12 protein-coding genes and 1 riboswitch are annotated in these 12,985 nt (G+C 60.8%); of the genes, 8 read left to right on the top strand and 4 right to left on the bottom strand.

Features of this window, described 5'->3' with window-relative positions; genetic code table 11:
* The first annotated feature begins 129 nt into the window (after window positions 1-129).
* The 7 genes from PG887_RS11710 to ansB all read left to right on the top strand — a co-directional run bounded on the left by PG887_RS11710 (window position 130) and on the right by ansB (window position 8,252).
* A complete protein-coding gene (locus PG887_RS11710; protein ID WP_134996939.1) occupies window positions 130-1,476 on the top strand; it encodes a maltoporin in 1,347 nt (448 codons plus the stop codon).
* 11 nt (window positions 1,477-1,487) lie between these two features.
* Window positions 1,488-3,677 (top strand): CBM35 domain-containing protein, encoded by a 2,190-nt coding sequence (locus tag PG887_RS11705; RefSeq protein ID WP_128341829.1) that lies wholly within the window; start codon window positions 1,488-1,490, stop codon window positions 3,675-3,677.
* 188 nt (window positions 3,678-3,865) lie between these two features.
* A complete protein-coding gene (locus PG887_RS11700; RefSeq protein ID WP_041211754.1) occupies window positions 3,866-4,321 on the top strand; it encodes a CBM35 domain-containing protein in 456 nt (151 codons plus the stop codon).
* A 220-nt stretch (window positions 4,322-4,541) separates the two neighbouring features.
* On the top strand, window positions 4,542-5,750 hold the full coding sequence (locus tag PG887_RS11695) for a carbohydrate-binding domain-containing protein (RefSeq protein WP_210599895.1): 1,209 nt from the start codon (window positions 4,542-4,544) through the stop codon (window positions 5,748-5,750).
* Between the two features lie 95 nt (window positions 5,751-5,845).
* Window positions 5,846-6,808 carry a LacI family DNA-binding transcriptional regulator gene (locus PG887_RS11690; RefSeq protein WP_041211752.1) on the top strand — a complete coding sequence of 321 codons (963 nt, stop codon included), beginning with the start codon at window positions 5,846-5,848 and terminating at the stop codon, window positions 6,806-6,808.
* A gap of 62 nt (window positions 6,809-6,870) precedes the next feature.
* The gene (locus PG887_RS11685; protein ID WP_128312930.1) at window positions 6,871-7,065 is read left to right on the top strand and encodes a heavy-metal-associated domain-containing protein; all 195 of its coding nucleotides are present in this window, start codon (window positions 6,871-6,873) and stop codon (window positions 7,063-7,065) included.
* A 128-nt stretch (window positions 7,066-7,193) separates the two neighbouring features.
* A complete protein-coding gene (gene ansB / locus PG887_RS11680) occupies window positions 7,194-8,252 on the top strand; it encodes an L-asparaginase 2 (RefSeq protein ID WP_270821752.1) in 1,059 nt (352 codons plus the stop codon).
* A 94-nt stretch (window positions 8,253-8,346) separates the two neighbouring features.
* Here the strand turns inward: ansB and PG887_RS11675 are convergent, their stop codons facing one another.
* Entirely contained in the window at window positions 8,347-9,333 is a 987-nt protein-coding gene (locus PG887_RS11675) for a sodium:calcium antiporter (RefSeq protein ID WP_237690372.1), read from the bottom strand.
* An 88-nt stretch (window positions 9,334-9,421) separates the two neighbouring features.
* A riboswitch (yybP-ykoY riboswitch) is annotated at window positions 9,422-9,529 on the bottom strand.
* Between the two features lie 189 nt (window positions 9,530-9,718).
* On the opposite strand from PG887_RS11675, the gene PG887_RS11670 reads away from it, so the two are divergent.
* Window positions 9,719-10,306 carry a superinfection exclusion B family protein gene (locus PG887_RS11670; RefSeq protein ID WP_010675780.1) on the top strand — a complete coding sequence of 196 codons (588 nt, stop codon included), beginning with the start codon at window positions 9,719-9,721 and terminating at the stop codon, window positions 10,304-10,306.
* Between the two features lie 63 nt (window positions 10,307-10,369).
* On the opposite strand, the gene PG887_RS11665 is transcribed toward PG887_RS11670, so the two are convergent.
* The 3 genes from PG887_RS11665 to bfr all read right to left on the bottom strand — a co-directional run bounded on the left by PG887_RS11665 (window position 10,370) and on the right by bfr (window position 12,884).
* Window positions 10,370-11,589 (bottom strand): IS3 family transposase gene (locus tag PG887_RS11665; protein WP_270821750.1). Its coding sequence is split into 2 segments (ribosomal slippage): window positions 10,370-11,241 and window positions 11,241-11,589, totalling 1,221 coding nucleotides; the frame shifts between segments, so codons are not numbered across the junction.
* A 106-nt stretch (window positions 11,590-11,695) separates the two neighbouring features.
* Complete coding sequence (locus tag PG887_RS11660) at window positions 11,696-12,154, bottom strand: methylglyoxal synthase (protein WP_041211864.1); 459 nt, start codon at window positions 12,152-12,154, stop codon at window positions 11,696-11,698.
* 250 nt (window positions 12,155-12,404) lie between these two features.
* The gene (gene bfr, locus PG887_RS11655) at window positions 12,405-12,884 is read right to left on the bottom strand and encodes a bacterioferritin (protein ID WP_010675778.1); all 480 of its coding nucleotides are present in this window, start codon (window positions 12,882-12,884) and stop codon (window positions 12,405-12,407) included.
* Between the last annotated feature and the right edge of the window lie 101 nt (window positions 12,885-12,985).

The following is a 12,985-nucleotide window of genomic DNA, read 5'->3' as shown; positions in this document are numbered from 1 at the left end:
TCTCTCACCTCAGTACCCATACACGGTGCCGGCTGCACCGTGGGGCCGCCCCTTGCCTGCGGCGCCCCTCAATGTCGTGGCCGGGGCCTTTTTTACCACGATAGGACGTTACAAAAAGGAAGAGCAAAGATGGAAAAAATGCACAAGGTCATGCCCCTTTCCCTGCTGACCCTGGCCATGTTCAGCGGCCCCGTGTTGGCCGACAAGTATGACTTCGCCATGCACGGCTATGTCCGCTCAGGCATCCTGGCCAATCAGGATGGCAACCGGGTGGACTCCGTCGGCCTGATGCCGGATGGCAAATGGCGACTGGGCAACGAGGACAACACCAAGCTCGAGCTGATCCCCCAGGTGACCCTGACCTCAGATGCCGGCCCGGTCGCCAAGATCCAGGCCAACCTGACCCATGAGACCGACTGCACGTCCGACTGGAACTGTGTGGATGACGACGGCCACGACATTCAGGTACGCGAGGCCTTTGCCCAGCTGACCAGGCTCGACTTCGCACCGGATGTGGTGTTCTGGGCCGGCAAGCGTTACAGCAGCTCGAACACCTCCAGCCACCAGTACGACTGGGAGTACATCCAGTACAACGGCACCGGGGGCGGGGCGGACAACATCGACATCGGTTTCGCCAAGTTTGACGTCGGCGTCTACGCCTTCACCCCGAGCGACGAGGCCAAGGCCTATCCCCACGACGCGAACGAGCAGGGTTATCCGGACGACTACTCCCTCAACCTCTGGTTCAAGAAGATTGGGGGCGGCCCCATCGATCTGCAACTGGTCGCCCACCACATGAACCAGAACGAGAACAACGCCTGGAAGGAGAGTGCCGAGAAGGGCTATGGCGTCACCGGCATCTACAACTTTGACGGCTTCTACGGTCTGACCGGCGGTTACTCCCGCTTCGTGGCCCAGCTCGGCAAGGGCTTGGCGGCGGGCGACTCCCTCGGCAAGAACGGCTGGGGCTGGTCCAACCTGGATGACACCCAGTCCTGGCGCCTGGTGCTCGACGGCCTGGCTTCTCTCGACAACGGTTGGGATGTCTCCACCTTCGCCTTCTACCAGAAGGACAAGAGCTACCGCTGGTGGACCGGGGATCAGGATGGTTGGGGCCGTTCCATGTGGGTTGCCGGGGTGCGTCCCATGCAGCAGATCACCCGGAACTTCGCCATGCAGTATGAGGTCGGCTACGAGTACCTCGACGATGACAACTACAAGGGCGTGGCGGGCAGCAAGGGCAAGGGGGGCATGACAAAGGCGACCATAGCGCCGACCCTGACCTTCGACTCCGGCTTCTGGAGCCGTCCGCAGCTGCGTCTGTTCGCCACCTACGCCAAGTGGGATGAGGGCGTCTCCGATGCCATCGACGGCAACTACGACTGGGGGAGCGGCACCCTCTCAGCCGGGGCTTACTCCCGCAGTGGCAAGACGGATACCTGGAACTTCGGTGTCCAGGGCGAAGTGTGGTTCTAAGGAGCACGAGCATGAGATCTCTCTTACGCAATACCCTGAGTTTCTGTGTGCTGTCGGCCCTGGCCGGCAGCACACTGGCGGCGCCTTCCCACTTTGAGCACTTCATCACCCGCCAGGGGGCGGCGCTGATGGATGGCAAGCAGGGGTTCCGCTTTGCCGGCATCCACGCCCCCGAGCTGCACCGCATCGAAGACGATGCGCGCGGCGTGTGCAAGGCCGACCCGCGGGGCTGGGGCCAGTACTTCAAGTGGCCGACCGCCGAGGAGCAGGCCAACTGGATCCGCGCCATGGTGCAGACTGGCGCCAAGGCCCAGCGGGTCTATGTCCTCTCGGTGCAGCAGGAGAACGACCAGGCTTGTGAGCGCGAGACCCACATTCTGGCCCCTGCCACGGCAGACGGCATGCCCGTGCTCAATGAAAAGGCCATGGTGGTCTATGACAACATGATTGCCGAGGCCGACAAGCAGGGGCTGCGGCTCATCCTGCCCTTCATCGATCACTGGTGGTGGTGGGGCGGGCGCGAGCAGCTGGCAGCCTTCTACAAGGAGACGGCAGACGACTTCTACGACACCTCGAGCAAGACCTACAAGGCCTATCAGGACATCATCCGCCAGGTGATCACCCGCAAGAACACGATCACCGGCCGTCACTACTATGACGAGAAGGCGATCATGGCCTGGGAGACCGGCAACGAGCTGGAGAACTCCAATGAGGCCTTCCTGACCCGGACCGCGGCCTGGATCAAGCAGTTCGCTCCGCACCAGCTGGTCATCGACGGCACCTACAAGAAGATCAACGACTTCTCTCTCAAGGATCCGAACGTCGACATCATCAGCAACCACTACTACACCAACGCCGGCAACAACCACCCGGATCAGGTGAAGAAGGATCTGACCGCCATCGCCGGCAAGAAGGCCTATCTGGTGGGCGAGTTCGGCCTGCTCGATCACCGGGATCTGGACAACATCATGCAGTCCATCGTCCATACCGAGGTGGATGGCGCCAAGGCGGTGGGGGGCTTCATCTGGGGTTTCCGTGGCCACCGTCACGACGGGGGCTTCTACTGGCACAAGGAGTACACGGGGCACTACAGCTATCACCTGCCCGGATTCCCGATAGAGGGCAAGGCCAACCAGGAGATGGACGTCGTCGACCTGGTGCGCAAGGCGTCGGCCCAGATGGCGGGTCTGGCGCAGGCGCCTGCCCTGCCGGCACCGGACGCTCCGTTGCTGCGCCAGACCGATTCGCCGTTTGCCATCAACTGGATGGGGGCGCCGGTGGGACGTGCCTATGACATCGAGCGCGCCACTTCCGCCAAGGGTCCCTGGACCCGTGTCGGCAAGGATGTCTCGGATGGCGTCAACGAGTGGGACCCGAGCAGGATGAGCCTGTTCAGCGACGACTACGGCTCGCTCAAGCTGGGTCAGACCTACTACTACAGGGTCATCGCCAAGAATGAGTCGGGTGCCTCCCAACCCTCCAACGTCATCTCGGTCAAACACACCCAGCAGAATCTGCCGCCTGTGGTCGAAGTGGGTGGCGATCTGACCACCTCGGTGGATCAGGGTGTCCTGCTCAGCGCCGTCTGGCGCGACGACCAGCTGCCGACCCCGCAGGTCAAGGTGGGGTGGCGCAGCACCGGGCCCCTCGAGGCCAGGTTCTGCCACGGCGATAAGGCTTCGACCCGTGCCTGGTTCCCTCAGGCGGGCGAGTATGAGCTGACCTTCAGTGCCGATGACGGCCTCGCCCGGAGTGCGAGATCCATCAAGGTGAAGGTGGATCGGGCCAGGGGCGAGCTGCCGGTCAGCTACTGCGAGTTCAGCTCTGCCGAGCTGGTGGCCAAAGAGGGTGAGCTGAACGTGGTCAAGAGTGCCGAGAACCAGCTGGAGGTGGCGGCCGACGGTTTCGCCGGTCCGTTTGCCAGCGAGGGTGACAAGATCACCTGGCACGTCGAGGCCCCCTGGTCCGGCGCCTTCAACCTGCACCTGCACTTCAACGGCAAGTGGGGCGGCAAGAAGAACAGCGTCGTCATCAATGGCACCGATATTCACCCGATCGAATTCCCGCAGACCGACGAGGCCGGTCAGGTGCAAGTCGTCCCGGTGCAGCTCAAGCAGGGCAAGAACCTGGTGAGCTTCGGTAAATTCGCCGGTGACTGGGGGTATATGTTCGTGAAGTCCGTCAAGGTCGTGGCGGAATAACAGTACGGGCCGCATCTAATGGTGCGGCCCGTATTCATTCGTGTTTCATTCACATCGGAGAGCGAGTCGTCGGAGGCCTTTTTTGGCGAGTGTGAAATATAGCCTTGTGCGGTTTATCCCGATACAGGGTGTCTCTTTCACATATTCAAAAATAAAGCGGCACGACCGTCTCCATGAAGGAGATAAAGATGAAGAAACATATTTTTCTCGGTGCTCTCTGGCTGGTTCTACCCGCGTTGTCCCTGTCTGCGATGGCGGCCGACTATCTGGTCGAGCAGTCGGCCGGAGATGGTCAACTGAATGTGGTCACCAGCGCCAAGGACCAGCTGACCCTGGGGGATGACGGTTTTCTCGGTCCCTTTGCCAGCGAGGGGGACAAGGTGACCTGGACGGTTGCGGTGCCCAGTGCCGGTGAGTACCAGCTTCGCCTCTTCTTCAATGCCAAGTGGGGCGGCAAGAAGAACACCCTGGTGGTCAACGGCGGCGAGCCGGTGCAGATCGACTTCCCCCAGACCGGTGAAGCCGGTGAAGAGAAGGTGCTCCCGGTGACCCTGCAGGAGGGCAGCAACAGCATCAGCTTCGGCAAGGCGCCCAATGACTGGGGTTATATGTTCGTGAAATGGATCAAGATCGCGGCCAAATAATCGAACACCTGGCTGCCTGTGCGAGCCGGCAGCCACCTTATTCGCCCATCAGAAATAAATAACAAGAAGGGTCCTGATGCTCTGTGGCTGATTTTATTGTCCGCCACAGAGAATGCCTCGGTGGTGTATTTCCATCACGACGTGACAATGAATGATGCGGTATCGCTGTCCTGATTATGGAATAACCGCTTATCCCCTGGATAAATAAAAGGATAGAAAAGTGAAGAGAAAGACGATCATCGCTACCCTGCTGCTCGGCTGCAGCACCGTGCCCGCTCTGCTGCTGAGCCCTTCGGCCCTGGCCGCGACCACCTACCCGGCCTGTGCCTCGGCGGCCAGCGACCCGGACGGTGACGGTTGGGGCTGGGAGAATGGCCAGAGCTGCCAGGTGGTGGCAGGGTCGGGCGGCGGCGCGACCACTTACCCGACCTGTGCCTCGGCGACCAGCGATCCGGACGGTGACGGCTGGGGCTGGGAGAATGGCCAGAGCTGCCAGGTGGCCAGCTCCACACCGACACCGGGCTCGGGGGACATGTATGTGAAGGATGGCCAGCTTTACTCCGCCAGTGGTCAGCGCTTCATCGCCCGCGGCATCAACCTGCAGTATGGCGACAACCCGGGGGCGGCCTTCGCGGCCATCACGCCGATCGCCAATACCGGCGCCAACATAGTGCGACTGCAACTGCGCAAGCACACCACGGCCCAGGAGCTGCGCGGTGTCCTCGATGCCATCGTCGCCCGCAACATGGTCGCCATGCCCATGTACTGGGAGAGCGACGTGACCTGCCAGAGCAACCCGCAGCCGCTGCAGACCGCCGTCGACTCGCTCTGGCTCGGCAGCTGGAAGGCCGTGATGCAGGATCCCAAGTACAAGGGCAAGATCCTGCTTAACATCGCCAATGAATGGGGTGAGGATACCAACAATTACGCCGACTTTATCACCACCTACAAGGGGCTCATCAAGGGACTGCGCGATGGCGGCTATACCATGCCGCTGGTGATCGATGCGGCCCACTGCGGCCAGTACGTGCAGAGCTTCCTCTCGGGTCGTGGCAGCGAGTTGCTCAATGCCGATGCCAGCAAGAACCTGCTGTTCTCCCTGCACGCCTACCACTGGCTCTGGGACACGCCTGCCGAGATCGATGCCGCCATTGCCCAGATGAAGGCGCAGAACCTGGCATTCCTGTTTGGCGAGTTCGGAGACAAGCGCTTCCAGGCCCCCAACAACGTCGATCACTATCATCTGCTTGGCAAGGCGCAGAGCGAGTCGGTAGGGTGGATCGCCTGGTCCTGGAAGGGGAATGGTGCCGGGGAAGAGGAGGTGCTAGACATGTCCTACGACTACGGCAGCATGGATCTCTCCCCAAGGGGAAATGACATCGTGTTCGGTGAGGCCGGCATTCGCCAGACGGCGTCCGCACTGCAATAGCATCTGGCTCACAGGGCGGGAGTCTGGAGGTTCCCGCCCCGTTGGGGGCATGGTAGGATGAAACCAGTTGTAAACCGGTTACCGGAATTGAACCCATGGCCAATATTACCGATGTGTCGCGTCTTGCGAATGTGTCCAAAGCCACCGTTTCCCGTGTTCTGAGCGGCTCGCGCGGCGTGCGGGAAGAGAGTCGCCTGGCCGTGCTGCAGGCTGCCGAGCAGCTGAATTTTCGACCCAATGCCACGGCCCGCTCTCTGGCGACCCAGGCGACGGATTGCGTGGGGATCATCCTCTCTTCCCAGCTTGGCAACCGGCTGGCCAGCATGCTGCCACTGCTGGAAGGGGCGCTGACCAAGGCGGGCAAGAGCATGCTGGTGCGCTTCGCCGACGAGGCGGAGCAACAGCAGCGGGCGGTCGATGAGCTGTTGGGGGGGCGTTGTGACGGCGTGCTGGTGCTGGGAGCCAAGCAATCCCTGGCGCCGGACGAGCGCCTCATCCAGCTCGATGGGGTGAGCGATTCGGACAACCTCAATCTCTGCTACGACCTGACGTTTGCCACCGAGAGCGCCTGCCGCTTCCTGCTTGGCAAGGGGCATCGCCAGTTGGTGCTGATGCTGGACGACAAGCTGTCGCCGGCGGGCAAGAGTGCCATCACGGGCTATCAGCAGGCACTGCAGCAGCAATCCCTGCCCTACAACGGCCAATTGGTGATCGACGGTGCCGACAACCAGCAGGCGCTGCTCGGCCTGCTCAACCGCTATCTGCCCTTCACCGCCCTGGTGGTGCAGCAGGATGCCCAGGCGGCCGATGCCATGCGACTGCTGCGTGAGTTCAACCTCCACGTTCCCCAGGATGTGTCCGTCATCAGCCTGGAGGGGGCCACCCTGGCAAGCCAGCTGACTCCGCCATTGACCTGCATCGAATACCCGAGTGAACGGCTGGCCCAGGAGAGCGTGCGCGTGCTGCTGGCACAGCTGGCACAAGGCCTGCGTCCGGCCGACGAACCGCAGAAGTTCCAGGGGCGTCTGGTGGTGCGTGAGTCGGTACTGGCCCGCTAGGGCTTGACCTTGCTGCGGCCGTCAGCTTTAGGCTGGGGGGACATTCAGAGAGGAGATTACCCATGACCATCGAACTCACCGTTTCCGGCATGTCCTGTGGTGGCTGTGCCGCCAGCCTGCAAAAAGCGTTGTTGGCCCAGCCTGCCGTCAGCACCGCCAGCGTCGACTTTGCCAGCCGCAAGGCCGTTATCGAGAGCGAGCTGGGCAAGGCGGAGCTGATCGCCCTAGTCGAGGCCAGTGGCTTCACCGCGGAATGACTTATCACCTAAGTGGTAAAAAACAGACCAATATTCTGTTTAATTCTTTTTATTGGTGAGAACGATCACTTAAATTCCGTTTAAAAAGAATAAAAATGCTGCAATCAACCCATAAGAAGGATTGCAGCATGACCCTTCCCATTCGCAAGACCCTGATCGCCGCCGTGCTCGGCCTGACCCTCTCCCCGATGGCTATGGCGCTGCCCAGCGTGCACATTCTGGCCACCGGCGGCACCATTGCCGGGGCGGGCCAGTCTGCCACCCAGTCCAACTACGAGGCCGGCAAGGTGGCCATCGAGACGCTGATCGCCGCCGTGCCCGAGATGAAAAACGTGGCCGACGTGCAGGGTGAGCAGGTGGTCAAGATCGGCTCCCAGGACATGAACGACGAGGTGTGGCTCACGCTCGCCAAGCGCGTCAACGCGCTGCTGGCCAGGGATGACGTGGACGGCATCGTCATCACCCACGGCACCGACACCATGGAGGAGACCGCCTACTTCCTCAATCTGACCGTCAAGAGCGACAAGCCGGTGGTGCTGGTGGGCGCCATGCGCCCCTCCACCGCCATGAGCGCCGACGGCCCCATGAACCTCTACAACGCCGTGGTGACTGCCTCCGACCCCGCCTCAAAGGGACGTGGCGTCATGGTAGCGATGATCGACACCGTGCTGGATGCCCGCGACGTCACCAAGACAAACACCACAGGAGTGCAGACCTTCGCCTCCCCCAACTTCGGCCCGCTCGGCTACATCCACAACGGCAAGATCGACTACCAGCGCAGCCCGGCCCGCCAGCACACCAGCAAGACCCCGTTCGACGTGAGCAAGCTCGACAAGTTGCCCCAGGTCGGCATCGTCTACAGCTACGCCAACGCCTCGGACCTGCCGGCCAAGGCCCTGGTGGATGCCAAGTTTGACGGCATCGTCAGTGCCGGGGTGGGCAACGGCAACCTCTACCACACCCTGTTCGACACCCTGGCCAAGGCGAGCAAGGACGGCATTCGCGTGGTGCGTTCCGCCCGCGTGCCGACCGGTTCCACCACCTTGGATGCGGAGATCGATGACGCCAAGTACGGCTTCGTCGCCGCCGAGACCCTCAACCCGCAGAAGGCGCGGGTGCTGCTGATGCTCGCCCTGACCCAGAGCAAGGATCCGGCCCAGATCCAGCGCTGGTTCCAGCAGTTCTAAGACCTCGGCTCGGCCTGATTGACACTACCCCGTGAGATGAAGGGCAGGATGGGATCCTGCCCTTTCTTGTTGCGCCAGAGGCAGATGCCGGCCCTCAGCTCATCATCAGCCAGCCGCAGAAACCCAGGTAAACCAGCCCCACCAGGGCGAGCCTGCCCGCTGTCATCCGCTCCCGACTGAACCCCCACCACATCAGCGCGACCGCCAGCAGCGTCACCAGGGAGGAGGCCATCATGGTGTTATCCAGCAGCCAGGGGGTGAACAGCAGGCAGAACGCCTTGGGAATGGTGCCCTGGATCATCATGGCCCCCGAGATATTGGCCAGTGCCAGCCGGTGTTTGCCCTGCCGCACCCAGATAAGCACGTTCATCAGCTCGGGCATTTCGGTGGCCACCGGGCTCAGCAGCAGGGCCGCCAGCACCGGCGAGAGGCCGAACAGCTCGCCCATGCTCTCCAGCTGGTGAACGAACAGCTGGGCCGCCAGCGCCACCACACCGAGCGCCACCAGGGTTTGCAGCAGCACCTTGCCGAGCGCCGGGATCCTGGCGTGCGGATCCAGCTTGAGGGGGGAGGGCAATTCGGCCTCGTGGCTGTCGGTCTGTTTCAGCTCACGTCGCACATAGAGGAGGTACATCAGCACGAACAGGGGGGCCAGCCAGGTTTTACCGGTGAAGGCCACCATGCCAAGCAGCACGGCCAGCAGGAAGATAGCGGCAAACCAGGCCTGATCGCGGCCAATTTCGCGCTGCACCTCACCATGAATGACCCTGTGCCCATGGTCCAGGCACAGCAGCAGGGTCACGCCAACGGCGGCATAGCCAAGGGTGGAGAGCACCAGGGGACCGCCGAGGGCCGCACCTATGCCTATCTGCTGCTGGGCGGGGGCATCCCCCATCAGCAGGGCGGTCAGGGTGACGATACATTCGGGCAGGGCCGTGCCGAGGGCCGCCAGCAGAGAACCGGTGGCACTTTGGGACAGTTTGAAATGATGGCCGGTCCATTCGATGCCGTTGACGAAGTATTCGCAGGCCAGATAGATGGTGACGGCAGAGATCAGAAATAACAGCAGGGTGATCAGCATGATGAGTAACCGCCAGGCGAGCAGAACAACCGATGGACTCGATACGGCTCGCCCGGCTGGCTTGCGTATCGAGGCCAAAGGTCTTGCAGGACGATAGGTGCTATCGCCGCCCATGCCATGGATCGGCAGATCCAAGAATGTTGACATGAGCCCTGCCCGGATCACGGGCGGGTTGCTACTCCCCAATGACAGTGCGGGATTTTTACCAAGTGGCTCGGTGAGGCGCAAGGCCAACAGGGGATGATCCGTGCGACAAGTTGTAAAAGGATGTGACAACCCTCGACTCTCCCGTCCGGGATCCTGATCTTTTTACGGGGATCCTTGTGCTGGCACAGCGATTGCTATGAGTTGGCTACTGTCCACATTGACTTGGGAAGGGTGAACGATGAAACGGTGGATCCAACATTTTTACCAGCTTAATCGCCTCAACTGGCTGATGGTCTGGCTGCTGCTTTGCTGCAGCATCATCCTGCTGTTTCCGGCCGGATTGATGAAAGGCGCCGTGAGCCAGTGGGCCACGGCTCATGCGGCCTGGCTTGGGGTCGGCATGTTGATCGCCATCTCCTATTTCTGCAGTCAGGGCTTCCTGATCGCCTGGGAGTGGGCCTGTGACGAGTGGCAGTCCCGCCGCCAGCAGGATCAACTGGCCCAGATGATTGGCTTCCTCGACTTCAACGAGAAGGCGGTGCTGCGGGAGTTCGTACTGCAACGGAAAAGCGTCATAAACCTGCCGATCACCGAACCCGCCGTCAAAAACCTGATGGATGCCGGCGTGCTCACCTACGCCTACGGCAAGCCGACGCGAGAGAAGGAGGACGAGAACCAGATCCGCGCCCTGATGATCGCCCTGCCAGCGCGCCCTCTGCTTACCTACAAGGTTCTGGGGCTGTCGCGGGGCAAGATGAGCGACGAGCAGGTGGAGCAGATCATGAATGCCAGGCCCAAATTCGCGCAGAAAAGCCTCCAGCGCTGACCTTCTCCACCCATTGTCTAGTCCTGAAATAGGTTTACACATTTTCAACTAGCATTTCTCTACTCAGAACCCCCTATGTACCGCATCGGGGGTTCTGTATTTCAACGCATGATGCGGCCGCTCCGCGTTGTAAATATCCACCGCTTCACGCACCATTTCCCGCGCTTGCGCCAAATCCTGCGGGCTTTGCAACAATAACTCTCCTTTCAAAATCCCGTTCACCCGCTCCGCCAACGCATTCTGGTAACAGTCATACCCATCCGTCATCGAGCATTTCACCCCGTACCGTTCATGTAATGACTGATACAGTCCCGAGCAATACTGCACGCCACGGTCTGAGTGATGGATTAGCTCCCCGCTGCCACACCGTTGCTTCAGCGCTTTCTTGAACGCCATCGCCACCGACTCCGCGTGCATTCCTTCGTGTACGTGGTGGCCTACTATCTTGCGTGAGTACGCATCCGTCACCAGGCTCAGGTACAGCGGCCCGCTCCTGGCTGGCAGATAGGTGATATCTGCGACCCAGACCTGCTCCGGTGCCACCGGTGTGACCTGCTCTGGCCCCGCCTTGAGCAAGTTGGGATGACGGTAGAAACGGTGAAAACTGTGGGTGGTCTTGTGATACGCCCGCTTAGGCAGCACCAGCAGGCGGTGCTCGGCCAATATCTGAAACAGCCTGTCACGCCCGACCTTGAGCCCGTCATCATCCTGACCCTGCAGCAGATAATGCAGCTTGCGAGTGCCCACCCGCGGTTGTCGCAGTCGAACCTGACGCACAAAGCGCACCACCTGTAGCCCTTGTGCATGGCGCTCGTCGGCGACCCGATTGCGCTTGTAGTAAGTCTGCCGGCTTATCCCGAGAAACAGGCAAGCCCTGACAATGGTCAGCCTCTCGACTTGCCGCTGCGAGAGGACTTGCCGGGTCGCTTTTTTACGATGGAGACGCCGTAGTCATTCTTCAGTACATCGACGACGGCCTCAAAGAACTGGGCTTTCTGACTCATCAGCGCCAGCTGTTGCTCGAGTTCCTTGATACGCTGCTCGGGCGTCTGGTTGTCGGGGTCTGGCATGGTGATGCTCCTGCCGGCACGAACAGAAGCCCCCTGGCTCCAATCTTGCCGACCATGTTTACGCAACCATACCAGAACGGTGGAACGGCCCTGAATGCCATAGCGCACCTGAGCCTGTTTGTAGGTGAGCTCGCCTTTTTCAATCTGCTCGACCAGCGCCAGTTTAAAAGTCAGCGAGTAATCGTGCTGTGTCCGTTTCACACCTTGTCCCATCGGGTTCTCCATTTATTGGGGGGAAAGGTGTAAACCATATTCAGGACGGGACACATGAAAGAAAAGAGCCGGACATCTGTTCCGGCTCTTTGCTGTCTGGCGTTGCTTATTCGGTTCTGGCCTTAAGGTAGCCGGCGTAGTCGGGCACCTGGACGCTGAATGCCTGCTGCATGTGCGGGCTGTCCATGATGAAGTCCGCCGTCGCCTCGTTGGTGGCGACCGGGATGTTCCAGACGGCCGCGAGGCGCAGCAGGGCCTTGACGTCAGGATCGTGGGCGGCGGGATTGAGGGGATCCCAGAAGAAGATCATCACGTCTATCTTCCCTTCGGCGATGAGGGCGCCGAGCTGCTGATCCCCTCCCATGGGGCCGGAGAAGAGGCAGGTAATGGGCAGCTGCGCCTTCTTGCCGAGCAGGGTGCCCGTGGTGCCGGTCGCATAGAGGTGGTGGAGCTTGAGCTCCTCCTTGCGGCGCAGCACCCAGTTCAGCAGAGGGGCTTTCATGTTGTCGTGAGCCACCAGGGCAACCCGTTTGTGGGGCGCCATCTCGCGTGCAATCAGTTCCATGGAGGTCATCCGTAGCAAAATGATGGGAATGGGGTCGTATCCTAATCGAAAGCGGCGCCTGCCGCTGCCCCATGCATCGTAACTGTGATCCCGGAGGCGGTTCAATCCGGCGCCAGCCATCCTGACAGCCTCTGGCCTGCCTTGTCAGCAATCAGGCAGGCTACCGTATCGTTGGGCAAGATCTCTGCCGCTGGTACCATGAAAAAACCCGCCTGGGCGGGTTGGGATTGTCTCTTGATGTCATCGCGATTCAGGATGACTCGGCATGGAGCTGGGATTGCTGGTAGTTTTCCAGACCGATACGGGCGATGAGATCGAGCTGGGTTTCCAGCCAGTCCACATGCTCCTCTTCATCTTCCAGGATCTCCTGGAACAGGTCGCGGCTGACGTAGTCCTGCACAGACTCGGCATAGGTGATGGCGACTTTCAGGTCGGGGATGGCGTCCATCTCCAGAGACAAGTCACAGCGCAGCATCTCTTCCACCGTCTCACCAATGCGCAGCTTGCCCAGATCCTGCAAGTTGGGCAGCCCTTCCAGAAACAGCACCCGCTTGACCAGCTCGTCGGCATGTTTCATCTCATCGATGGATTCGTGATACTCCTTGTGCCCCAGCCCCTTGAGGCCCCAGTCATCATAGATGCGGGCATGCAGGAAGTATTGGTTGATGGCAACCAGCTCATTGGCCAGCACCTTGTTGAGGTGGGCAATGATTTTGGGATCTCCTTTCATCGACATTACTCCTCGTTTTCGAGCCTAGGCAACGATCACTAGAGCTTAGTCCAGAAACATGACCATAACGTGATGGGGGAAAGTCGTCCCCTGGAGGGCAG

The organism is Aeromonas sp. QDB14, from assembly GCF_027707845.1.
GTDB lineage: Bacteria > Pseudomonadota > Gammaproteobacteria > Enterobacterales > Aeromonadaceae > Aeromonas > Aeromonas caviae.
The sequence above is the reverse complement of the archived record's forward strand: the minus strand, read 5'-3'. Positions and strand labels throughout refer to the sequence as shown.